Source organism: Streptomyces auratus, assembly GCF_050433025.1.
In the GTDB taxonomy this organism is placed as follows: Bacteria; Actinomycetota; Actinomycetes; order Streptomycetales; family Streptomycetaceae; genus Streptomyces; species Streptomyces sioyaensis.
The window spans coordinates 2,447,231-2,471,066 of record NZ_JBNGCB010000001.1 but is presented as its reverse complement, the minus strand read 5'-3'; the positions used below and the strand labels follow the sequence as shown (position 1 = coordinate 2,471,066).

Here is a 23,836-nt window from a genome sequence, read left to right as displayed (position 1 = left end):
TCCTGGGTTGAGTTCCGCTGTAGATCGCCTTCATCGATTAGCCCTCGGTATGCCTGTGTCAGAGCCGACCGCATCTGGTGCAACTCAAGTTGCGTAGTCTTCACAGGTCCCCACCCCGTCCCGGTCACGTTCCTCGGATGACGCACGTTCACTTCCGTGCCGGCGCACGAACAACCCTAGTAGCGCTTGTCCTCCTCGGATGTGCTGATTCGGACGGCGCGACCACACGGTAGTCATCTTCTTCGCGGCGAAGAAGCAAGGAACAACACCTGGTGCGGGACACCGTGATGGGAGCAAGTGTTCGTGGGATGCGTGACACCCTCCTGCCGCTTGCGATCATTTGCAGGGTACTCGGGTACTGACCTGGGCAAATGGTCAGGGCGAGGCTCCGCCAGGCTCGATTGCTTGAATCAAGCTTCTCAGATGGCACCATCGCTTCATCGTTCCTGGGACACCGGCCTATCAGGCCCGAGGCGTAGGCGAAGGGGTGCAGTCATCTCTATTGGGGTGAGTCGATGTCGACATGCTGGTTGTGCAGCCCGTCGTGTGGATCACGGCGCTGTTGCAGCGGTCAGACTTTGCAACCCGGCAGAGGCGTTCGAGGGATCCTTTACTCGTAGGGATCTTCATTGTCTTGCCCACTTTGCCCTGCCTTTGCGTCCCTCATCATTTGCAGCCCCTTACCTCCCATGTAGTACCCAACATTCAAGTCGTGGTTGGTCATTTCGGTTCGGAGTCCTTTGTTGCCTCCGAAGCTTTCCAAGGATGCGTCGGGAAGGACCAGAAACAGACTCAGGCCAACTGCCCCTCCTTCCTTGGCTATGCGCAGACACAGCGATGCCGCTTTGCTGCTCGAATTAAACAGCGTCTGCGCCTCTTCGATGGCGATGAAAATACCTGGAGTCTCCACGCTGGGAGTTTCGTACCCGCCCTTCTCTTTCCTGATTTCAATGATTTTCGTAAGGTTGTATAGGGTCGCCAGCGATTTACTTAGATTGTTTCCCGAGATGTGATAGGCGGCCTGAGGCTCCTTGAATGGTTGAAAGCTATCCTGCTCCGCAGACCAGTCGACGAGGAAGAGAACGTACCTCTGACTCATCAGCAGCCCAAGGAGGATTACAGTAAGAGCATTACTCTTGCCGACCCCCTTATCTCCTACGATAATTCCGTGGGCTGCTCCTACGCCGGGCTTATAGAGGGAGAAACCTACTTTTTCGCCATCCCGATATGCGCCTGTGAAGATTCTTCCTGTCTCGGGATCATACAGCGGGGTTTTCGGGTCATAGTAAAGCGTCTTGGCGTGAAATGCGTCTTGAGCTTCCAGATGTCGCCAGTAGCGGGCAGCAGGACGGTCTCCCATTTCTGAGGCGATTACCGCCAAGTTTGATGCGGCACTGCCGTTACCGTTCAGGGCAAGCGGTTCCCAGGCGGCTATGGCGAAGTCATTAGCCCCAGCCATGTAAGCGCGCATACCTATGAGCCAGCGATCGTCGTCGTCAGGGCATAGGTTTAGGGCCTCTTGCCATATGAAATCAGGGATATCCCCCCTGTTCCCTTCGTTCCGCTTGACAGCATCTGGTAGGTAATCGAAGGCCCGCCAAGTTTCTTCGTAATCGCCGCGGACCAAGAGGCCAGATACGCCGAACCGAACGTTCGTTGCCCAAGCCTTGGCGTCTTCCCAGCTTTCAATCCTGAGGGTTGAGGTAGTCAGATACCTGTGATGCAGCTCCTCGAGGACGTTGATGTCGACTGCCCCACTGAATCCTGCTCGCGCCATGTCGACGGCCGTCTGAACTAGAGCGGCTCCTCGTGGGTGGCCGTGCACTCGCTGCGCTCTCTTCCAGTCCTCCATCAGGGCGGGTCCGGCGGCTAGGTACTCGGAAACCCCGTACATAGCGCTGTGGGCTACTGCTTCCGTTATTCGTGCGTCATTGCAACCTGACGCTCGCTCAATTTCGCTAGCACTCCAGAGCCTTGGGATGAAAATGGGTTCGACTGCTCTTAGTAAGCGATTCCCGATCCGCAGAGAAGGGTGCGACTCTCGATGAGGCTGCAAATTTGCGTATGTCTCGAATAGTTCATCTTGCATCGTGGCGACGATTGCAACGCCCATATCCTCCAACACTTGCAATAGCGTAGGATTCATGCCTCTTTTTCCGAGGAACCCCTCTAGGTCGTCCAGCCAGAGAAGGAAAGGGGATTCATCTGACTCCATTAAGTGATTGGGAAGCTCGTCAAGGTGAGTTCCGTGCGTGGGCGCGTAGATCGCATGATTCGGCATGCATCGATGGATCGCATGATGCGCGGTTCGACTCTTTCCAGAGGTGGAATCTCCGGTGAGTAGGATCATGCCGCCGTGATTTGCGAGGTGCTTCATTCGGGCGGCAACTTCTCGATCTGCGTCGCGCAGTATATATGGAGGTAGGGCTAATTGGCCCGTTACTGAGCGAGCCCTATGAACACCTAGCTTGAGTGCGTCCACCTCATGAGCCTTGGGCCATTGGGCGGGGTTGACAGTGGGCTCTTCTTTAAGCTCAATATGTATCTCGGGGTTAGTGAAGACTGGTGCCCGAATGTCACCTGCTGCAGCAACTGCCCCGTCCCCGGATGCTGTCACATTGTTTCGCCGCATTCTCCTTCTACTCCGCACCTTCGGCATCGGTTGTCAGATCGCCTCTGGCTTCTCCACCGATAGCGATGCTGCCTGGGCCTCTGGCGTTTATGCCGGCGCCAGCATCTGAGATTGCGGTTGGTGGCGCCGAAGTGCGTGCACGCGTGCTCACAGTTCTGTGAGTGGAACCACCAACTGCGACACTTCCATGTCCGCTAGCTGTCACGGTAGCCTGTTGGCCTTCGCTGGCTGTGAGCCAAATTTGTGTGGCGACACCTATGAGAAGCAGTGCGCCCAATGAAACCCACCAGGCTAAGCCCGTTCGATCAGTGGCGACGTTTGTTACTACGCCTATTCCTGCGGCGATGACTACCGATGCCCCAGCCACAAGGCCGCGTTTCATCCCTGCCTGCATTGTTCCTCCCCTAGCCCGATGTCACCCTCAGCGGGTAGTGCAGTGGCCTCGGCCAACAGGAATAGCTTGCCCGATCCGCGCGGTCGGTGGAACGGCTTTGGGGCGAGTGATCATGGCCCCGTAAGCTTGCGGCGCGTCGGGCAGGTAGTGGACCTGCCCGGTAAAGCACGACGTTGGGGCCATGATCTTAGAGGCTCGCCCCAAAGTGGCTGCCTTAAAGCCGTGGAGCCGACCGCCCCAGTCACGACGTACGAACGGATCGCACAGATCGTGTACGTGGATGCCGGACCGCTGCCCAGAGGCATGGCAGTGATCGACTTCAATAAGCCTCAAGCGCAGGAGGAGTGGCGCAAGCAGGTCGCGGAGGAGGGGGACGGCTGGCGTCTCCCGGCGCCACCATTCGCCCCAGAAGCCGATCCGGACAACCTGGCGGGACTTAGCGACGACCATCTCGCACGGATGCGCCTGCCGACTGGGCACTTGCCGATGTTCTCCCGGCCGACCGAACTGGCAGCGCTGCTGCTGGACGAGATCGCAGACTAACCGGTCATTGCCGCAGGAGAACCGGACGTTCAAGTAGTCCACTCCATGGCTCAGGACGGTCACGTGACCCATCGGACAGGCATTAGTGTCCGACGGCTCGCGTGGCGGAACTCGAGCTGACTTTGGTGTGGTCCCGCACCGGCCATCGGGACGCACGGCTGTGCCCGGGCCGTGGTCTCGGGCGCGCCAGTACCAGCACTTTGTGGTGCACATCACTCATTCGGGTGGTTAATGTGCCGAGTAGATCTGCGGGGCTCGCACTTGGCTCTTAACTGGCTGGGACTGAGTGAACTGGCCTACGGAACGAGGTAGTTGGTCTTGATTCGTCATGTGCTTCGAACCTTGCTCGTCGCGCCTTTGGTGGCGGGCACCCTGTGCATCGTGTCGTGACGGAGCGGCCTGCGGGATCGTCGGCGAGGGAGTCACGGGCGCCTGCTACAACTCCAGGGTCGGCGGTCAGGGCCAGAACGGCAGCCAGGGCACGGTCGGCACACGCGGCGGCGACGGCAGCATCGGCCTGCAGGGCCAGCCGGGCGGAGAGGCCGGTGAACCCGGCAAGGGCCGCCGGCGGCACGGGCGGCTAGGGCGGCAAGCCCCAATACACCGACATCGCACCCCCGGAGAACGTGGGCCTGGGCGGCGCCGGCGGTACGGGCGGCGACGGCGGAAAGGGCGGGCGCGACGGGGTCGGGATCAACCGCCGCCCCGAGGGCAGTGGGCAGGCCGGGCATGGCGGACTGTTCGGCACAGACGGCCAGCCCGGCGGCAATGGCTACGTCCTGATCATCTGGGACAAGCCCGCTTCCTGACGCAGCAGGTCCTCTCGGCCTGCTGCCTGCATTCCGGGATGCCGGGGGTGACGGCCTCGACTCCCTGTGGAGTGGGGGCCGTCACCGCCAGACGGTCCCACTCTGCGGTGGCTCTTCCAACGCCCTCCCCTTCCTACGTTCTTCGGCAGGTGCGGCTCCAGACGCGCCCACTTCTGATCCGACAGATCTCCCCGGCCCACACCGGCCGCAACGACGTGATCACCTTCCCGCTACGCGACCCGTCGGACACTGCCTAGTCGGGCTCATCGGCGGGCTCGGCGGAGCTGCACTCGGAGCGTGGCGCCGGCGATCGGACAGGGGAATTCTGCGGTCTGCGGTGGGTTACCAGGACTTCGGTGGATGTAGAGGTCACCAGCCCGGTGGTTTCACCGTGCCCATCGCCTTGGCGACCCTGATCTCGATGACTACGCGTTCAGGGTTGGCCCGTGGCTGCTTGTACCGCTGGGCGTAGCGCGCTTCGGCGTCTGCGACCGATTGCGGGTCGTCTTTGATGACTGCGGCTCCCTCCAGCGTCGACCAGCGACGTCCCTCGGCCTGGCTGACCGCGACGGTGACGTCCGGCCCAGCGGCGAGAACGTTGCGAACCTTTTTGCTGGTGCGGCTGCTGATGACGCGGGCGATGCGAGTCTCCGGGTCGTAGGTCACTCCGACCGGGACGAGGTGCGGGGTGCCGTCGGGCCGCGGAGTGCTGAGGAAGCAGATGCGGCGTTCCTGCCAGAAATCCAGCTCGGTGTCGGACTGTGAAGGAGGTGGTGCTGCCATACGGCCATCTTGCCTGGCAGCGCCCACGCGGTTGACCAACGGGCAGTGTGCGCCGCTTCTGGTGGCGCCGCTCGGTGCGATCGACGCCGTCGCCAGCAGAGGGAAGAAGGCACTGGTCAGGTATTTGAGAGGCGTGCTGCCTTGTCGTGTGCCACACCGAACGTAAGCCTCATGGTCATCGATTTACCAACGCCAGCTCGTTCACCGGAGCCGTAGCGAACCTCCTTAACGGCCTCGCGGGACACGGCTACCGAAGTGTCTGCGTGGTCGGCGTCGCGAGGCCCGAGACCTGATCTTCGGGCCGCAGGAGCTGACCCCGGGGGAGGTGGACTTCAAGCTCTCCTGGTGGCCCATGTGCGAAGCGCTCGATGCAACAGCGGAAGGCTGTTTCCCCCGCCCGCACGACCGTTGGCGGCTGTTTCTCGCAACCAGCCATCCCGCGTCTATGCCCCATTGAGCGGTCCTCGGATGCAGCTCGACCTCGCACCCCATCGTCGACAGGAACGCCACGGTGTGCCAAATGTAACTTTTCGTGCAAAGTGGATATATGGGTGCGTCGGGCGTCAGGGAAGCGGGCGATGTAGCCGAGCGCCTGCACCGGCGACCTGCGGAAAGTGACTTCAGGCGCTTGCCGATCACTGTACGTGAGTACCGAGCTGGATCGATGACGTCGGCGCAGCGCACCGATGCCGCTCGCGCGGTCCTGGAAGCGGTGGTTGGCCGTATAGGTCCGCCGACGCTGTACGGCGGAGACGCCTATGGCCCAAACATTCGCTGGCGGACGGATGAGCGGACGCTACTGCTGGACCATGGAGTGGAGGGCCTGCAGCTGTCCGTGCGTCGTACGGCGGAGTTGGAGCAGGAGGAGTTCGCCTGCTTCGAGCGCGGAGTGGGGGAAGGCGCTGAGCAGGTGTCGTATGCCAGCAGCCTGCCGTATCTGTGGCAGCTCTACCGCTCCGGCTCTGGCAGCCCTCCGAAGGTCTTCCCCGAGGGCTACGTAGCTCCGGACTGGGAGCGACTGGAGGAGGCGCTGGAGAGCCTGCTGCGCGCGTGGGGCGAACAGCTGCCGGCGCAGGTCGGGGACGACGCGGCCGCGTTCAATATCGTCAACCGGGCCAACAACGACCGCGCTGTGGGGCTCCTCTGTGGACGTATGGACGGTCTGACGGTCCTTGTCGACGACCGTGGCGTGCCCGACGGAGGCACTCCTCCAGAAGAGATGGAGGCTCGGGGCTGGCAGGTGCCTCTCATGGGGTGGTGGGAAGCAAATTTTGCAGAGCCAGGGTGGGGGAGTGCCGCGGCAGCGGCACAGATGGCGGTCGCAGAGTTGCGCTTGCGCGGAGCGCGCTCCCCCAGAGACCTCGGCCTGGACGATGTCAGCTGCGCGGACCGAGGAGTGCTGAACCTGCCTGGGTTGGGCGTAGGCAGCTGAGGCGGCCGCCGGCCGACACCGGCCGAGGCCTCCGAGGCCACGTTCGGCAGCCAGCTGTCGTCCCGAGGCCTGGAGGATTCTCAGGCGTTGCCCCACTGGTGCGGCCGGTCTCCTCGCCCCCCTGCGGGTCGTCCACCAAGTTCGCGGCGTCCGTTACTAGATCTCGTCGACCGGGTGCCACGTATAGGGGACCTGATCGCGGTTGGCCTCCCACTCGTCGCGGTGGATCTCTTCCAGCACCTCGATGCGTCGACGCAGCTGAGCAGTCATCTCCTGGATGCGCTGCACCGCGTCGCTGGAGTCGATGGGCAGCAGGGCCCGAGTGAGCAGTTTGTACTCCTCGGAGGCGCCCTTGACGTGGATTGCCTGCGGCATGCGGACGATGACGGTGTAGGGGTTGACCTCGGCAACGTCCCAGCGGCCGTCGTCCTGCCGCGTGGCCCAGATAACGGTGCGGGTCGAAGGACCGTAGGTCAGCCGGCAGCCATGTCCCATCAGCTCGCTCAGGATCGGCAGGGCGACGGCACCCTCGCCGGCGTACGTCGCGGCTTCGGCCGCCGTGGCGACGCTGATCTGCCCGGGGAGCTGACCGTTCGATCGGCGTGCCAGTTCCCCGCTCTCCGGGGTCTGGCCGGACACCTCTGCGGCCTGCCTCTTGGAGCTGTCGGCGTGCAGCCAGGTCATGATGACCATGCGGCAGTCCGGCAAGGCCGCCGGGAAGAGCGTCTGAGACTCCAGCTCGACGATCTCGAAATTGTGGGCCGGCAAGGACACCCGGTAGTAGAAGGCCTCCCGCGCCTCGGTGACGTCGCAGCGCTCTTCCCACAGCTGCCGAAGGTAGGCATCTCCGTTGATGATCTCGGCGACGAGGGCACCGATTTCGGCATCCTGCGGGTGCTGGAGTACGGAGAAGCGCAGCATCGCCAGCCATTCGACGGCGTGCTTGTTCCAGTCCACGAAGACCGTTTTCGCCTCGTCGCTGAGCAGCGACCACCGCATCAGGTTGGCGCCGGGATCCAAGACCCACGGGCACCAGGTCTTCATCGGGTCGTTGTACCCGACGATGTTCCACTTCGAGTCGAGCAGCCAGGCCGGATTCGTCTGCTGGTCGAGCAGAGCCTGCACCGCACGGCGGGTAGGCGTATCGAACGCCGGCGCCGGACCAGCAGCGACTGCGCCACCCATGCTGTAGAGGAGCAGGGCCTGAAGCTCGTCGCGCCCGAGGGTGAACAGCTTTCCGATGGCCTCGCACTGCTCGCGGCTCAACCGCGTCGTGGCGCCGGTTTCCAGATCGCGGTACCAGCGCACAGAGCGGGCACACGCGTCGGCGACGTCCTGCTGGGTGATCTGTCGGCCGAGCCGTTCACTGGCCACAGCTCTCCAGGCCCGCAGAAGACCGGCGAGACCCATCAGCTGCGCTGGGGTGAGCGGTCGGGCGTCTTCCCGGCCAGCCTGCTTTCCATCCTGTTTACCGGAGAGCGGCTCGTCGCCGCCCCGCTCGGGTCCGCTCTCAGCGGTTCCCCCGCCCATCGCATCCTCCGTGCTTTGTTGCCTGCACCAGGGCCACCGCTTCCCTCTTCGGGACATGGAAAAAGGGGGAGGCCATCGGCCGCCCCCTCCCCTGGGTTCCGTACATCAACAATACGGGAACTCGAATTCGATCTTGCCTCCCTTTCATGATCGATGGGATCAGAATTGTGGGCCAGGCCACACCTGAAATGGAAGATCATTTCGATGTTCCATTTCGCGGCCCTGGGCAAGGCGGTATCTACGGTCGCGATTCGGGCATAGCGGGCGGCAATTTTCTGCCGCTCGTCATTAGCGGCAGAAAATTGCCGCTCGCTTTTTATTCCGCTCGTCGGCAGGTGTAGGTAAGAGGGGATTGGCGTGTCATGTCGCAGAGATGGACCGTCATGTCTGTGTCCAGTATGGCGAGTTGGAGTTGTCGCACCCCTCGATCAAGCCTATTGATTTTCCCGGTCTACGCGCATCAACTCGGGCTTATGGATGCTTTGACTGGGGGCTTAGGTCCGGCTTAAATCACCGCATGGATCGGTTCGGCAACCTGTTGGTCCGGGCTTTCGCTGGGGGAGGAGTGTGCGTTGCAGTCATTCGAAATGAAGCGGCCGGCCCGCGGTTCTTGTTTACGGCGGGGTGGGATGGCGCAACTCTCTGCGCTGTGACGGAAGCCTCATTCCTGCTCTGCCCCCACCGATGGGTCATCACGCCGTATCGGCAGAGGCTGAGTCATCAATGGATCTTGGGTCCCGGTCCTGCATTTGTTGCTGATCGCTCTGCGGTCAGCAAGTCGAGCGGACCACCCCGGAAGCAGAGAGCATGAGTGGTCGCCGCTCCATTGCCTGTCTGAGCCTGAGGGCAGCGCGAGGAACGCCCGTCGCGAATGGCACTCCGCCCCGGCGATGGCGCGAGATCACCTACCAACACTGCGTCGGCCCCTTCTGGAGGCCGCACCGAAGCGCCCTCGCTTCATCGGGGAGTGTCATATGTCGAGTTGGCGTCGAAGTGATACAGCGACCGCTGGGCGCTGGAGTGTTGGCAGCTCTACGCATATGTTGCTGCTCCCTCGGCGAAAACGCCGAATGGGAGCGAGTGAGGAGGGGAGTCAGGAATAACGCCAAGTGCCAAGTCCCCAACGTTCAGGGGGAAATGAAGTAGGCGCCCAGAAGTTAGCAGCTTCCGGGCGCCGACCCCGCCGCCCCGAAGGGGCTGCGGATTCATAACCGGGATGAGTCGGCTGACCTTTTCGACGAGAACGGCCGTCCCACCCCACCTACGAGTGAGGAATTCTTGCATGCCCAAGTCCCGAGGCGGAAGGGCGCCCGCTCTCCAGTCCGCCAAGGCCCTTGAACCCACTGCCGGAACCCACCAGCACCGCTTGGCTGTCCTCATCGCGGACATGGTTCCCGGAGCCCGCACCCTCCGTGTCTCGCAGCGCGAGCCCGGCCGGAGCTGGCCGAGCCCCTACGCCCGCGCGTACGACGCGCAGGGCCAGCACATAGCGCTCAACCGAGCCCAGGGCATGACGGCCGCACGCTGGGTGATCCGAGCCCACCCCGAGGCGATCTGGGACAAGGCGTACGACCTCGACCTGACCACAGGGGCCCTGCGCCCCGTCGCCGACGCATACGCCGCAACGGGCGGGGGCCGCTGACCGTGGCCAGGATCCGCACCATCAAACCCGAAGCCTTCGCTTCCGAGTCGCTCGCAGCCGTCTCCCTCACCGCCGAGCGGACCTTTTTCGGGCTACTCACCCAGGCCGACGACCACGGCCGCTTCCGCGACCAGCCCGCCGTCATCGCCGGACTGCTCTGGTCCCTGCGTCCTGAGCACAGCCCTGTAGACGTCGAGGACGATCTGACCCAGCTCGCCGGCGCCAACCTGATATGCCGCTACGAAGGCGACGACGGCAAGCGGTACCTGCACATCGTCACCTGGCGCCAGCACCAGAAGATCAACCGCCCGAGCGGCATTCGTCACCCAGCCTGCCCGCAGCACGACGGAGAGCGGGCCGCTGCCGGCGCACCGCAGGCTCACGGAGCCGTCCCTGAGTCCTCCGTGAAGTCTCGCGGAACCAACAGTGAGTCCTCAGTGAAGGCTCACGGAGGACTCACTGAGCCCTCCAGGAACCACAACACCGCAGGTCAAGGCACATTCCGTGAGCCCTCACTGAGCCCTCACGGAGAACTCAGTGAGCCGTCAATGAGTCCTCACGGTCCGGATCTAGGACCTAGGAACTTGGATCTAGGAACTACTACTTCGGGGGGCGCAAGCGCCCACGCACCAGAGACCGTCTCGACCAAGCAGCTCATGGAGGAGTACGCCGCCGCCTGCGCACATCGCCCTCCCAGCGGCGTACTTGGCCACCTCGGGCGCGAGACCGCCAAACTCCTCGCTGAAGGCATCGCCCCCACCCACATCCGCGCCGGACTGGCCCGCCATCGCACCAAGGGACTTCACCCGAGCACCTTGCCGAGCCTCGTCCACGAGGCCATGAACGCCACCCCCGCTGGTTTGGTGCGGACGGAATCGCGGCCTAACCTGCCCGGTCACCGGGCCTGGGCCAACCCCGCCGACCCTGCCACCGCCTACGCCGAGGAGCTGTGATGCGCGACCACGACGCCCAGCCCGTCGGCGGCATCGCCCGCCGCCTGGCCCACATCCTCACTGCCCGGGGCATCGACCCGGCCGCCAAGCTCACCGAGGCGGCTGAGCCCACCCCCGCCCTGCATGCGGCCGAGGCCCGCATCCCGGCCCGTTACCAGGCCGCCGTCGCCGACCACCCGGCCGTCGTCGCCTGGGTCCGCGAGGTCGCCCAGGCCGGACGCCCCGGGCCCAAGGGTGCTCCGGGTATCGCCCAGGGCCGCTCGCTGCTCATCGTCGGCACCACCGGAACGGGCAAGACCCACCAGGCGTACGGCGCGGTCCGGTCCCTGCTCCTCGCCGGAGTCCGGTTGCGCTGGAAGGCGATCACTGCCGCCGACCTGTACGCGGAGCTGCGGCCCCGCCCCGGCCACGACGGCGAGCGCGAGCTGATGGACCTCGCCCGATGCCCGCTGCTGATCATCGACGACCTCGGCGCGGCCAAGAGCAGCGAGTGGACCGAGGAGATCACGATGCGGCTGATCAACCGCCGCTACAACGAGATGCTCCCGACCCTGGTCACCACCAACCTCGGCATGGCCGACCTGCGCCAGCACATCGGGGACCGCGTCGCCTCCCGCCTGACCGAGATGACCGACAAGGTCATCCTCGACGGCCCCGACCGCAGACGAGCCCTCGCAGCCGCGCGTCGCAGCAACGTTGCAGTCGCCACGCCACCGGCATGCACCGAACTTGCCGGGTCAGCGCCTCCCACGGCCGTATCCGCTGCTCGCCGCCACGGCCGCTAGCGACCTCTCGCGACCGCCGTCCCCGGTCGCCTCCTTCACGACCAATCCCCGGGTCGCGCCTGCCCAAACGGGCCCCGGGGGCCACGGAGACATCCCATGCACAGCAACGAGAACCAGACGCCGCGCACCCTCGGCGACCTCACCTGGCACGACCACGCCGCGTGCCGCTCCACCGCCCACCACCAAGTCGATCCGGAAATCTTCTTCCCCGAGCCGGACGAGATGGATCGCATCCGCGCCGCCAAAGCACTGTGCGCACAGTGCCCCGTCCTCAACACCTGCCTCGACGCCGCCCTCGAAGGCGGCGACCGCGACGGCATCCGCGGCGGTATGACCGAAGAGGAGCGAGCGCCGCTGCACCGCAAGTTCCAGCATCGCCTCAACTACGCCCGCGTGAACGCCGTCCTGGCCGGTCGTGACGTCCACCTCACCCAGGCCGAGCGCGAGGCCGTCGTCCGTGCCGCCTACCAGGCCGGTACCCCGGCTGAACAGCTCGCACGACTGCTCAAGGTCAGCAAGGAACACGCCCAGAAGCTCTACCGGGAAACCCGCCGCCAGATCCGCAACCGCGCGGTCGACCAACAGAAGACGGCGAACAAGAGGAACAAGGGCAAGAAGGAGCCCAAGAGCCAGACCACGGTGCTCAAGGAATCCAGGACGAACACCTCCCGCGACGACCTCGGGACGGCCGCGTGAAGCACATCGCGCCGCTACCAGCGCGGATCACCGGCTGGGACCGGGCCGCCATAGTCGCCCTCGGCGGCGCCGGATGCGCCCTCTCCTACGACGCCTTGCAGCAGATGGCCGTCGCCATCCACATCCGCGGGTTCCTCACCTACGTCTTCCCTCTGGTGATCGACGGCTTCATCGCCTACGGCGTGCGCGCCCTGCTGGTCCTGCGCAGCGCATCGCTCGCCGCCCGCTGCTACGTCTGGATGTTGTTCGGCACCGCGACTGCCGCGAGCATCTGGGCAAACGCCCTGCACGCCGTGCGCCTCAACCAACAGCAGCCGCAAGGCTCGGGGCTTCGACTCGGCGACGTCACCGTCGGCATCCTGTCCACCCTCGCCCCGCTCGCCTTGGCAGGAGCCGTCCACCTGTACATCCTGATCGCTCGGCGAGTCGCCGAGCCCGCTGTCCGCGGACACTCGGACACCGCCAGTGTCCGGACTGACCGGGTGACCGCTGACGGCCGGGACACCCCCGTCGGCCCGGTCGAGCACCGGCCGGCCCCGGTCACATCCGGACACCCGGCTGTGCTGTCCGGCCCGGAGACCAACCTCCCGGCGGTCATCGGCGGCCAGGGCACTCAGGAGACGGCGGCCTCGGAGGACCTGTCCGGACAGAAGGATGGCCTGGCCGAGCTGGAGTCTGAGCGCGATGGCCGAACCGCTGACCTGGGCGGACAACCGGCCACCAGACACGCCTCGGTCACCCGCCTCCACCCGGCCGCCCCGCCCGCCGCAGAGCCGGAGACTCACCCGGTCACCGCTCCGGAGACCTCGGACAACGGCACCCCGGACACCGATCCGGTGACCGACAACCTCCTGCTGATCGCCCGCCAGGCAGCCACCGAGGCGGGGAAGGCCACCCGCCAGGTCGTCGCGGACGCCATCCGCGGACAGAACATCCCGCTCGCCAACGACCGACTGACCGACCTGATGCAGCAGCTCCGCGCCGAGGCTAACGAGGGCTCGGTCACCAGGACGGGCTGACCGAACGAGTCACGCCAAGCGGGTGACCCGGCAGATCTGCACCGCCGGTCACCCGCCCACACGCACCACACCATCGACCTCTCCACACAGCGGAGGCACCACGATGCGCACCACATCGGCTACCCACGCCGAGGCCGACGCCTGGATCACCGTCCTTCGCGACCACGGACACCTCCACCGCGCCGAACCCGGGCCCCACGGGAGCTGGACCGTCCAGCGAACGCCGGCGAGCACACCCCGAACCCTGCACCACCCGGTCCTCGCGCTCGACTATGTCGCCGAGGTCCTCCGCGACGTACGCGGCCACACCGCGGAGACGCCCCGATGACCCCCTCCGAACTGTCCGGCACCACCCCTGAGCTGCAGCAATGCCACTGCCCGGCACGAGGCCGAGCAAGCTGTAGCTTCCGAAACTCCTCCGCAGCCACGGGCAGCGGAGGAGTTTCGCAAGCGCATGCCCCCGCCTCCAAAGAGGCGGGGGAGGCCAGGCACCAGGGGGTGCCGGGCCCAGAGGCTGCGACCGAGGGCGGATCGCAGCCAGGAGGGGAAGAACCGCCGCCCGCCGCGACGCGTACGCGCCCTCGCCTCCGTCAGAGCGTGCACCGCGACCAAGTCCGCAGCGTCCGCCTGACCCAAGACGAACTCGACACCGTCAAGCGCGCCGCCGAAGCCGTCGGTCTGAAGACCGCCGGGTTCCTCGCTGACGCCGCGGTCGCGGTCGCCCAGGGCCAAGGCGGTCCGAAGACATGGCTGTTGGACCAGCGCGGCCGGGTGGAAGAACTGATGGCCGCCAGCGCACAGCTCGCCCGCGCCGGCAACAACCTCAACCAGGTTGCCCGCGTGCTCAACTCCGGCGGTCAGGCTGAGTACGCGGACGAGGCGGTCGCCCGAGTCCTGCGTGCCGCCGCCCGCATCGAAGCCGCCGCCATCGAGATGGCGAGGCGCTGAGGCGTGGTCCCCGACATCTCCACCGGCAGCCGCACGTACGGACTACTCAACTACCTCTACGGGCCCGGCCGCAGGGAAGAACACACCGACCCACACCTCGTCGAGTCCTGGATGCCGGGTCTCGCCCCCGACCCCGGGCGCGACCCGGCCGCCACCCTCAAACAGCTCACCGACCGGCTCGACCTCCCCGTCCTCGCTCTCCCGAAGAACCGTCGCCCGGCCCAGCACGTCTGGCACTGCCCCGTACGAACCGCCCCCGGCGACCGTCACCTCACCGACGCCGAATGGGCGGAAGTCGCCCGCCGCATCGTCCACGCCACCGGCATAGCCGAAGACGGCGACGAGAAGGCATGCCGCTGGGTCGCCGTACGCCACGCAGACGACCACATCCACCTCGTCGCCACCCTCGTTCGCGAAGACGGCCGACGACCCCGCCGTCACCAGGACGGCATCCGCGCCCAGGCCGAATGCCGAAAGATCGAAGCCGAGTTCGGCCTGCAGATTCTCAACGCCGGTGACCGCACAGCAGCCCAGCGCCCCACCAGCGCCGAACGCTCAAAGGCCGAACGAGCCGGGCGTACCGAAACACCCCGCGAAACCCTGCGCGAATCCGTACGCCAGGCCCTGGCTGGAGCCTCCGACGAGGACGAGTTCTTCCGCCGCCTCGCCGAGACCGGCCTCCGGGTCGACAAGCGCATCGCCCCCTCCGGCGACACCATTGGATACAAGGTCGCCCTCCCCGGCGACCGCAACCGCGACGGCGAACCGGTCTGGTTCTCCGGCTCCAAGCTCGCCCCGGATCTCTCTCTGCCCAAGATCCGGCAACGCCTCGACGCCGGACCCATCGACGACGAGCCCGCTCGCGACCGCCCGCCCGGGGAACGCGGAAGCCGACCAGCCCGTGCACGCCGCGACGCAACCCACGTCGCCGAGCGCGCCGCATCCGCACTCAGCGGGGACGACTGCGAAGACGCCGCCGCGCAGCTGGTCGGCGTCGGCGAGCTGCTCGACGCGGTAGCGCAAACCGCACCGGCCTCCACCCGCAAGGAACTGGGCGAGGCTGCCCGCGCCTTCGAGCGCGCGACCCGATCACATATCCGTGCCGAGCGCGCCGACAACCGCGCCATCCGCTCCGCCGCGCACGGCATCATCCGCGCCGGCAACGCGCTTGGCAGGGGCGAGGACGGTGGGGCCACGGCAATGCTCCTGTCCACCATGGTCCTTGTAACCATCGCCGCAGTCCGCTGGCACTCCGCCCGCGGTCACGCCCAGCAGGCCGCCGCTGCCCAGCAAGCCGCTCAACATCTCCGGGCCGCCTACCGAACCGCTGCGGCCGCCCCCGTAAACGCCATGCGCGAGCAGGGCCGACGTCTGCCTGCACCCGTACGAAACCGGTACGCCGACACCGTCGCAGCCACGCTCCCCGACCAGGCCGACGATGTGCTCCGCGAGCCGGGCTGGGATGCCCTCGCTGCCACTCTGGACCAGGCCGAGCGAGTCGGCCACGACCCCGCCGCCCTCCTCAAAGAGGCGATCGAGTGGCGAGAGCTGGACACCGCCGACAACGTCACCGACGTACTCGTTTGGCGGCTGCGACGCCTCGGCAAACTGCCCGCGACCGTGCCCCCTCCCCGCGCGCGTGATGGTCGAAAGGCGCCTCCGACTGAAGCCCGTGCGGTGCGGCCAACGCCGAGCGCGCCTCCAACTCAGGCGGCGCAGCTCGATCCGCGTATGCGTTCACCGAGGCGCTGACCTGCACAGCAAAAGGCTGGACACATGACACCGGGCCCTGTTGATGCTGATCGAAGAGAACAAGAAGGAGATGATGCGGATGCTGAGCGAGGACGTCCGAGCCCATAGAACCGTGCTGTCGCCGACCATCCGCTGGTGCGTCTCCAAGCCGAGACACAGCCGCCCGGCCACGTGCACCTCCGTTGCGCCACGCACCCAGAGGAATCCGGCGGCGGTGTACCCCAGAACCATGGCGCAGGTCCCGATCTCGTCGAGCTATGAGGGGTGTTGGGGTTTGGGGCCAACTCGGTTGCTGAGTTCATTGAGGGTGCTGTCGGCGACATCGCGTCACTACGGCGCACCAGACGCAGCCATACGCTCAACGGCACGTCGATGCTCAGGAACTGCTCGATTGAAGCCCATGAATCCGCTGACGTCCAGCATCTGCTGCGGCCGCAACTGCCAGTGGTAAGCCTCGCGTTCCCAACCACCAGCTTCTCGGCTGTCGCCCGCCTCCCGGCCGAATTGGAGGCTCTTCGGCGGTTGCTCCCCGTATGCTCCCAGTCGACATTTGGCCAGGTCAGACCCCGTGATGAAACAGACCGCTCAGCTAATTGTTCCGGCCCACTTGACGCCCTAAGCTCTTTCTGCTGTGCGTCCACAGTGATCATTGGCCTGCACCACCACCGGGGGGAAGCGCATGACCTACGACCAGGATTGGGACCGTCGGCTCAATCCGTTCCGCTACAACGAGGACGGATCGCTCACTGATGCCGCCAAGCGGCAGAACGTGACGATGGAGCTCAACTCCGCTGGGGGCAACGGAGGCGGAGGCGCAGGGAGTGGGGGCCGACAGACATCGGTCCATACGGCCGCACTGACCAAGGCCGCCAAGGCGGTGGAGGAACTGCGGGGTGATACCGACAAGGTGGATCAGCACGCCCTGTCAGCTACCGACGTCGCGTCAAGTGGGCTGCACGGCTGGCAGACCGACGACGGGTTGTTCAGGATGCACAGGCGCTGGGCGGGGGAGGCCGTTCACCTCAGCACGATGCTGTCCGAGGCATACATGAAGCTGCACAACACCAGCGTGTCGTATGAGCGGACTGATCACGCCGAGAAGTCCAGGATGGACGCGCTCGACGGTGGGAGGAGCTGATCATGGTCACTTTCTCCGACCTCCTCCATGCCGACCTCGGGAAGCTCCAGGCAGCGGCGGACGAGTGGAAGCTGCTACCGAAGAAATACCAGGGACTGCAAGAGCACTTCGAGGCCCGTGTCACCAAGCCCCTGAAGTCCGATTGGCAAGGGCATGCCGCCGACCAGGCGCAAGAGTCGCTTACCAAGATCAAGAAGCAGTACGGTGCCGCAGCAGAAGAGGCACAAGCCATTGCGACGCTGTTGCTCGACGCCCATTCGGAGTTCAGCGCGGCACAGAAGAAGCTTCGCCGGATCATGGATGAGGATGCGCCGGCTGAGAAGCTCGAAGTGTTGGATAACGGCACGGTCATCGATGTTGATCTCGATAACCAAGGCACCACCGAGGAATATCGTGATGCCTTCCTCCCGGAACGCAAGGCCGCGGTCGATGCGATGCAGAAGCGTATCGAGAAGGTCTTGAGGGAGGCTACTGCTGCGGACGAAGCCGCGGACTGGGCGCTACGCCAGGACTCCAACGGTAAGAATAGCGACTCGTTTAACAAGAACATCTATACGTCGTTGGACTCGGCGCGGGACGCCAAGAAGGATATGGTCGAGGCGCTCAGGCTCACCAAAAAAGGCGAAGACCTGACCAACGATGAGCTGGGCCGGTTGGGGAAGCTTCTTTCAAAGCGCAAGAATGACATGGTCTTTGCGGAGAAGTTCGCTCTCTCGATGGGTCCGAAGGGTGCCCTCGAATTCTGGCGTGAGGCGTCAGGGCCGAACTCCGGAGAGCGAGGTGGCGAACGTAACGCCGCCCTCAAGCAGTTGCAGGCCAGCCTCGGCTCCACACTCGGCATCGCCACACAGAGCGAAAGTGCGGCAATGGACGGTTGGAAGGAGAAGATGCGGGCGCTCGGGCCGCAGATGATCGATCCGGGAGGGATCGGCGGGCCGAGTGCCAAGGGCTACCAGTTGATGAGCAGCCTCATGCGAAGCGGTAGCTACGACAGCGATTTCCTCCATGACTACGGCCGAGACCTCCTGAGCTACGAGAAGACCAGAAGCCCATCGACTCCAAGGGAGTTGTGGGCTCCGGACTCCACGATGCCGAGGATCGACTATTCGGGAGACGGGCCGGGCGCCGACCCCATGACGGGCTACATGGATGCACTGAGCAAGAATCCCGAAGCCGCAACCGGATTCCTGGACCCCGGCGAGCCGCGCGAGAACGGCAATCTCAAGTATCTCGTGGATGACCGAGAGTGGGTAGAGGACGGCTTCGACAAGAAGACCGGCCAGGGTTCGCTGGCACTGGCCATCGAAGCGGGCTCCACCGGGCATCAGCCGGGGCAGGAAGACGAGGTGCGCGAGCACACTGCATCGCAAGCCAGGATCATGCGTGACAGCATCAACATGCTCGACGGTGGCTCGAAGAACGAGAAGCTACCTGACGGCATGCATCGTCCGATCGCCAATGCCCTGGGCGACTACGTCTCCGACACGCAGGACGTGCTTTCGAACGTCAACGATGGATCAGCGCATCACGATGGAGAGAAAGCATCGGGGGTGTGGGCGGACAAGGAGACCGGACAAATGCGTATGGCCGTTGATCGGAATTCGTTGATCCGGGTCATGCGTGGGGTGTCGGACGATCCTGTGGCGTACCGCGCGCTCCAGGAGGCGCAAACCACCCATACGGCATACCAGTTGGCTGATATTCCTGCTGGAACTAGCGCGGACGAAGCCAAGAAAATGATGTCTGATGCCACTAAAGCAACGGGCGCCATCGATGCTATCCAAGGTGATGTCATCCTCGACCACCGCGACGAGGGACGCTCTGACCATAAGTGGTGGATAGCGAAGGCTGGATATCATGGGCTAGCCGAGGGAGCTAGCAAAATCCCTGCCGTTGGCTCCATCGCGGTGCGCCTCACTGATGTGGGTGCTTCCGCCTGGCAAGAGAAGATGGATGCCGATACCGATGCGCGCTCGGCCGAAGAGATCGCGGAGAACACACTCAACGGAAGCGCGGGCATGGGGGGGAAAGCCAGCATCAACGCGATGGTTGGCGAATTGTACGAGACACGAGGAATTGGCGCTGATACGTCGGACGCAAACTTCGTCCAGCATGAACTGCAGGGCTTTTACGAGGATGGTCGTACCGATGTGCAAGATGTTCTTGGCCGAGGGAAGAACAACAACTGATGACCGCTGACGCAACGGAGGATCGCCGTATTGGTGACCCCGATCCTCGAGTAGTCCGCCGCGAGCGCAAGCGGTGGCTGATCGCCGTGGTCATCATCGTCGTGGTGGCGGTGCCCAGCATCTTCTATTTCAGCGGGGCGTATGACCGTTGGCAAGACGGTCGTAGCCTGGCCGACTCTTGCAGAGGCAGTGTTGACACCTCAGAGGTCAGGGAACTGCTAGGTGTTGACCGTTTGCGCGCGCACGATGTTGAAGTAGAGCAGGGAGCTGTCCCCAGCTCAGGTCAGCTTCACAAGTGCTCCGTGCGTGACCCCGATGCCGGCGGATGGCTATCAGTGGGACTGGACTGGGGTTCCGATGCGGCGGGGGCGCTTCACGACTTTAATGAATTCGTTCCGTACGGTGACGTGGGAATGGCGATTCCGCTCGGCCACGGATGGCAAGGCGTGATGGACGAGGGGCACGCGGGTCAAGATCTCGTTGCCACAGTCAACATGCCCTGCACAAATCACCGTAGCGATCCAAAGCGTTCCTCCCTGATCGTCACGGTGAAGGGGACGGCTATGCGATCAGTGGAGGGAGCCACCCAGCGCGCGCGTTTCGCCCGCACGACGGTGAAGACGGCGCAGAACGCAGCTAAGGCATGGGGATGTACTGTTGTTCCTGGGGGCGTCATCGATCGGGTGCCGGACAACACTGCGCACTCAATAATATCGGGTAAGGCTCGGGGGACTTGTGCGGGCATCGAGGTAGCTGTCCGTGAGAGCGTCACAGATTCGAAATCCCCGATCGAGAATTGTTATTACGTCGCGGAATCAAGTTCTGTCCACAATCGCGTCAGCGCCTTCTACGGTCCCTTTGCTCCGGCGCTGCGGGAACAGCTCGGCTATGATGACGAATACGATCCGTGGAAGCCTGCCGGCCGTAAGGGCGATGCGTTCTGGGCTTCGGCACAGTGTCCTTCCGGTAGTCGGGCGTTGTACATCACGACCCGACCGGTAGACCACAATAACTACGACTCGGTCCCAAGCGAGAAGGTAGAAAAGGCCGCACTGAAGGAGTTCGCTACCCGGTCCGCTAAGCGCCACGGCTGCACTGATCTCAAATTGCCGTGAAGAGGGCCACCAGGCGCGGTGTCACCACGCAGGGCGGAGATTGAGTGGTTGTCTCTGCGTCAATGTGCGAACACGTCACTCTGGCGGACAACGGGCGCACACGACATACCGCCGTAGCCAAGTCGGCCAGATCCGGGTCGCTTTCAGGACAGATCCGCGATGCCTTCGTCCTCGCCAGGGCCACGGTTGACTGGGCGGTCTGACGGAGGGTTACATGAGTTCGCTATGGCGCGAGCGCCAGGCAGAGATCTAGCACGAGGCCGGGGGGATTTGGATGGCCGAGGGATATCGCGTCGATTTGAGCGCACTACAACAAGTCATTACGCGACTCAACTCGCTTGTGGACACCATGGATGGGGTCGGTGTCACGGCGGAGTACAAGACGGAGCTGCCCGAGGGATACCTGGGGCAGGGGTTCGCCGAGGAAGCTGGGCTCCGGGGTGCGCACGGCGAGCTGAAGCGGGACATCGCGGACATGGTCGCTGAGCTGAAGCGCATGATCGCCGCAGCTGGCAAGAATTCGGCGGCGGTGCACGACGGCTACGAGAGTCGTGAGCAAGAGGTCCGCGAATCAATGCGCTAAGTCGGAGCCACCGCTGGCTCGCGCATGTGGGCCGGCGCAGCGGGGAGGAATTGAGATGGGTAGCGGGGGCGGGCACAGCACCGACTTTTCAAGTATGACGCTTGAAAAGTTGAAGGCCATGGTGCGGGACGCGCAGCCGGACAAGGTCGATGAGATCGCCGACCACTGGATGCACGTGCATGACCAGATGGCCGGCGATGCTCCGGACGGAAGTGTGCGGGACCTGTTGGACAAGGCCGTGGCGGATGTCCTTGAGTACTGGCACGGAACCGCTGCGGACGCCTTTGCCGCGCGGGCCAAGATCTTGAGCAAGAGCCTCAAGAACGGCTCCCTGTACGCGAAGAACACGGCGCACACCCTGAAGGCCGCGGCAATCGACCTTCGAGAGGCTAAGCGGGCTGTCACCGAACTACAAGACACCGAGAGTGAGGTCAAAGACGGAAACGTGATCACGGCGGGAATCTCGTTCGTGAAAGATGGTGTGGACAAGGTAGGCGATGCCTTGAGCCGTGACGACAGCGGACTGAAACACGACGTTTCCAAGGGCATGAACGCTGGCGAAGCGCTGTCGAAGCATGCCGACACGCTCTCGCGCGGGCGGGAGATCGCCTTGCAGGCAGCCGCCCACATGGAGAAGCTCGGAGCCTCGTACAACCTTAAGGCAAAGAACCTGCAGGGCCCGGGGAAGATCGAACCGGATAAGCCTGTCTCTGCGCCGGACTCGATGGTTCCTCCGCCGGATGTGGCAGCTGCCATGGTTCCAGTTGTGGCGAGTCCCCGGAAAGCCGGACCGAGTTCGGGCGGCCGGAGGGCAGCCGGCGGTTCGTCGTCTGCGGGAGGTGGAGTCGCTTCCCCGCGTCCTGGGCAGTCGGGCGGTGCTGCGGAGGGTTCTGCCGGACCTGGAGCGCGTCCTTCCGCGCCGAAGGCACCGCTTCCTGGTACGGCGTTGGACGGGGTGCGTGGCGGTGTGCCCAACCCCACCAATTCTCCCGGCGCAGGCCCTGGCAGCGCGGTAATCGGCAGGAATCCCGGCGAATTCGGTTTGGGCCCTGGTGGGCCAGTTATGCCTCCTGGTGGTCAGCCACCGATCGGTGGCCGTGGTCCGCTGGGTGGCAGAACGCCACGCCCCGGCAAACCGGGCGTTCCGAGCACGCCTCCGGGTGGCCGCGCAGGTTCAGGAAAGTCCGCAGTGCCAGGCGCCCCCGGCCAACCAGGTCAGACAGGTCGACCGCCAATCGGCGGCGCCGGTGGTCCGGGTGCGTCTGGCAAGGGAGGAACACGTGGCCGTCAGGGAGGGTTCGCCCGACGGCCTGGCGGTGTCATCGGAGAGCCAAGCAAGCCCGCAGTGCCTGGGCGAGGCGCGCAAGGCGGCTCCGGTCTGCATCGCAGCCGCGGCGGCGTTCTGAACAGCGGTCCGGAAGGAGCATCTCGCGCTCGGGGTCCGATGGCTGTGCCGCCTGGCGGGCGATCGGCCCGCGATGAAAAGGAGAAGCGGGGGTCGTCGCGTCCCGACTACTTGGTCGAGGATGAGGACACCTGGGTATCGCAGCGCGACGTTGTGCCTGACGTTATCGGCATTTCGGCCTCCGAGGAGAACGCCGATGCTGACGCGCCGGAACAGCGAAGCCCTCAGGCGGGGCCGGACAGTTCGGAAGGAAGCGGCAAGGCGTGACGCTCAAGCGATGGATGAGATCGGCAGGTGGGACGGCGCTGCTGTGCGTGGTCAGCCTCGCGCAGGTAGCGGACCCAGCGGCCGCGGATTCCATTCGCGATCGTCAGTGGGCATTGTCGGCGTTCGATGCGGATGCGGTTGAGAAGGTATCCACAGGTCGGGGGGTGACCGTCGCTGTCATCGACACGGGCGTCGACGGGACCCACCCCGACCTCGCAGGCAATGTGCTGCCCGGTAAGGATTTCCTCAAGGGTGGTCGTGCGGACCGTGAGGAGGACAGTTCGCATGGCACTGGCATGGCCTCTCTGATCGCAGGGCACGGCCATGGGCCGGGGGGGACTGCGGGCATCAAGGGACTGGCCCCTGCGGCAAAGATCCTGCCTCTGCGCGCCATCACGGATAGTGATCTGCAAATGGGCACCGGCAAACCAGTGTCGCAGGCGATCCGCTACGCCGTTGATCACGGCGCATCGGTGATCAACCTGTCACTGGCGGACGACTTCAAGGACCCGGACATGGCCGCCTCTGTCAGATATGCGCGACAGAAGGACGCAGTCATCGTCGCCGGGGCAGGGAACGACGGAGTTGCAACGCCGGAATATCCCGCGAGCTTCCCAGGAGTGATCTCGGTGGGCGCCGTCGCCTCCGCAGGGAAGATCTGGGAGAAGTCCAACTACGGGTCGAACAACTTGCTCGCGGCACCTGGGGTAGACAACTACAGCGCGGGCCTGAACCACGAGTACCAGCACGGCACCGGAACATCTGGTGCCACAGCCTACGTATCAGCCGCCGCTGCACTCCTCCGGTCGAAGTTCCCGGATCTCACGGCCGGCCAAATCGCCAACCGCCTGGTGAAGACAGCCAAGTTGCCGGACTCCATGAAGGGCGCGAAGCTTCCGGACAAGCACTACGGGTATGGCTTCATCCGCCCCTACAGTGCCCTGACCGAGGACATTCCCGCCGGTTCGAAGAATGGCCCGCTGCCCGCTCCGTCGTCTTCCTCGCCCGACGCGCCAGCTGATCCTTCGGCCCCGGCCGATCCAGGCGCGTCTGCCAGCAAGGACCGGTCGGCGTACGTCATCTGGGGTGTCGTCGGCGTAGTGGTGCTTGGGCTCCTGGCCGTCGTGGCCGTGGTTGTTGTCAGGCGCCGGCGTCCCGTCGTGCCGCCACCTTCGCCGTTCGGCCAGCAGCAGCCTGGCCCGCCTTTCCAGCAGTAACCGG

The 23,836-nt window shown here is 64.8% G+C and carries 21 protein-coding genes and 1 pseudogene; 18 read left to right on the top strand and 4 right to left on the bottom strand.

Annotated elements, in window-relative coordinates:
* Positions 1-610: 610 nt before the first annotated feature.
* A complete protein-coding gene (locus tag BKA18_RS10565; protein WP_429638309.1) occupies positions 611-2,377 on the bottom strand; it encodes a hypothetical protein in 1,767 nt (588 codons plus the stop codon).
* An 871-nt stretch (positions 2,378-3,248) separates the two neighbouring features.
* On the opposite strand from BKA18_RS10565, the gene BKA18_RS10560 reads away from it, so the two are divergent.
* Positions 3,249-3,569, top strand: a complete 321-nt coding sequence (locus BKA18_RS10560; protein ID WP_366048103.1) for a hypothetical protein — start codon at positions 3,249-3,251, stop codon at positions 3,567-3,569.
* A gap of 626 nt (positions 3,570-4,195) precedes the next feature.
* Positions 4,196-4,378 carry a hypothetical protein gene (locus BKA18_RS10555; protein WP_366048153.1) on the top strand — a complete coding sequence of 61 codons (183 nt, stop codon included), beginning with the start codon at positions 4,196-4,198 and terminating at the stop codon, positions 4,376-4,378.
* A gap of 98 nt (positions 4,379-4,476) precedes the next feature.
* Here BKA18_RS10555 and BKA18_RS10550 read toward each other — a convergent pair.
* Together BKA18_RS10550 and BKA18_RS10545 are read right to left on the bottom strand one after the other, a co-directional pair.
* A pseudogene (locus tag BKA18_RS10550) lies at positions 4,477-4,578 on the bottom strand (IS5/IS1182 family transposase); the annotation flags it as partial.
* Positions 4,579-4,747: 169 nt separating this feature from the next.
* The gene (locus tag BKA18_RS10545; protein WP_366048104.1) at positions 4,748-5,161 is read right to left on the bottom strand and encodes a TIGR03618 family F420-dependent PPOX class oxidoreductase; all 414 of its coding nucleotides are present in this window, start codon (positions 5,159-5,161) and stop codon (positions 4,748-4,750) included.
* 664 nt (positions 5,162-5,825) lie between these two features.
* Here BKA18_RS10545 and BKA18_RS10540 point away from each other — a divergent pair.
* Positions 5,826-6,593 carry a hypothetical protein gene (locus BKA18_RS10540; protein ID WP_366048105.1) on the top strand — a complete coding sequence of 256 codons (768 nt, stop codon included), beginning with the start codon at positions 5,826-5,828 and terminating at the stop codon, positions 6,591-6,593.
* 156 nt (positions 6,594-6,749) lie between these two features.
* Here the strand turns inward: BKA18_RS10540 and BKA18_RS10535 are convergent, their stop codons facing one another.
* Positions 6,750-8,123, bottom strand: a complete 1,374-nt coding sequence (locus BKA18_RS10535) for a helix-turn-helix transcriptional regulator (protein ID WP_366048106.1) — start codon at positions 8,121-8,123, stop codon at positions 6,750-6,752.
* A 146-nt stretch (positions 8,124-8,269) separates the two neighbouring features.
* Here BKA18_RS10535 and BKA18_RS10530 point away from each other — a divergent pair, with 146 nt between their 5' ends.
* The 15 genes from BKA18_RS10530 to mycP all read left to right on the top strand — a co-directional run bounded on the left by BKA18_RS10530 (position 8,270) and on the right by mycP (position 23,832).
* Positions 8,270-8,464, top strand: coding sequence for a hypothetical protein (locus BKA18_RS10530; protein ID WP_366048107.1), 195 nt, complete (start codon positions 8,270-8,272; stop codon positions 8,462-8,464).
* A 941-nt stretch (positions 8,465-9,405) separates the two neighbouring features.
* Positions 9,406-9,765, top strand: coding sequence for a hypothetical protein (locus BKA18_RS10525; RefSeq protein ID WP_366048108.1), 360 nt, complete (start codon positions 9,406-9,408; stop codon positions 9,763-9,765).
* Positions 9,766-9,767: 2 nt separating this feature from the next.
* On the top strand, positions 9,768-10,718 hold the full coding sequence (locus BKA18_RS10520; RefSeq protein ID WP_366048109.1) for a hypothetical protein: 951 nt from the start codon (positions 9,768-9,770) through the stop codon (positions 10,716-10,718).
* Entirely contained in the window at positions 10,718-11,503 is a 786-nt protein-coding gene (locus BKA18_RS10515; RefSeq protein WP_366048110.1) for an ATP-binding protein, read from the top strand. The genes BKA18_RS10520 and BKA18_RS10515 overlap by 1 nt, the downstream gene beginning before the upstream one ends.
* Before the next feature lie 96 nt (positions 11,504-11,599).
* Positions 11,600-12,199 (top strand): WhiB family transcriptional regulator, encoded by a 600-nt coding sequence (locus BKA18_RS10510; RefSeq protein ID WP_366048111.1) that lies wholly within the window; start codon positions 11,600-11,602, stop codon positions 12,197-12,199.
* Complete coding sequence (locus tag BKA18_RS10505; protein ID WP_366048112.1) at positions 12,196-13,218, top strand: DUF2637 domain-containing protein; 1,023 nt, start codon at positions 12,196-12,198, stop codon at positions 13,216-13,218. The genes BKA18_RS10510 and BKA18_RS10505 overlap by 4 nt, the downstream gene beginning before the upstream one ends.
* Before the next feature lie 103 nt (positions 13,219-13,321).
* Positions 13,322-13,546 carry a hypothetical protein gene (locus BKA18_RS10500; RefSeq protein WP_366048113.1) on the top strand — a complete coding sequence of 75 codons (225 nt, stop codon included), beginning with the start codon at positions 13,322-13,324 and terminating at the stop codon, positions 13,544-13,546.
* 269 nt (positions 13,547-13,815) lie between these two features.
* Complete coding sequence (locus tag BKA18_RS10495; protein ID WP_366048114.1) at positions 13,816-14,166, top strand: plasmid mobilization protein; 351 nt, start codon at positions 13,816-13,818, stop codon at positions 14,164-14,166.
* A gap of 3 nt (positions 14,167-14,169) precedes the next feature.
* Positions 14,170-15,918 carry a relaxase/mobilization nuclease domain-containing protein gene (locus tag BKA18_RS10490; RefSeq protein WP_366048115.1) on the top strand — a complete coding sequence of 583 codons (1,749 nt, stop codon included), beginning with the start codon at positions 14,170-14,172 and terminating at the stop codon, positions 15,916-15,918.
* Positions 15,919-16,597: 679 nt separating this feature from the next.
* Entirely contained in the window at positions 16,598-17,056 is a 459-nt protein-coding gene (locus BKA18_RS10485) for a hypothetical protein (RefSeq protein ID WP_351269700.1), read from the top strand.
* Between the two features lie 2 nt (positions 17,057-17,058).
* On the top strand, positions 17,059-19,245 hold the full coding sequence (locus tag BKA18_RS10480) for a hypothetical protein (protein WP_366048116.1): 2,187 nt from the start codon (positions 17,059-17,061) through the stop codon (positions 19,243-19,245).
* A complete protein-coding gene (locus tag BKA18_RS10475; RefSeq protein WP_366048117.1) occupies positions 19,245-20,360 on the top strand; it encodes a hypothetical protein in 1,116 nt (371 codons plus the stop codon). Before BKA18_RS10480 ends, BKA18_RS10475 begins: the two co-directional genes overlap by 1 nt.
* Positions 20,361-20,634: 274 nt before the next feature.
* Positions 20,635-20,943 (top strand): hypothetical protein, encoded by a 309-nt coding sequence (locus BKA18_RS10470; RefSeq protein WP_238572580.1) that lies wholly within the window; start codon positions 20,635-20,637, stop codon positions 20,941-20,943.
* A gap of 94 nt (positions 20,944-21,037) precedes the next feature.
* Complete coding sequence (locus tag BKA18_RS10465) at positions 21,038-22,615, top strand: hypothetical protein (protein WP_366048119.1); 1,578 nt, start codon at positions 21,038-21,040, stop codon at positions 22,613-22,615.
* Positions 22,612-23,832 (top strand): type VII secretion-associated serine protease mycosin, encoded by a 1,221-nt coding sequence (mycP, locus tag BKA18_RS10460; protein WP_366048120.1) that lies wholly within the window; start codon positions 22,612-22,614, stop codon positions 23,830-23,832. The genes BKA18_RS10465 and mycP overlap by 4 nt, the downstream gene beginning before the upstream one ends.
* Positions 23,833-23,836 lie beyond the last annotated feature (4 nt).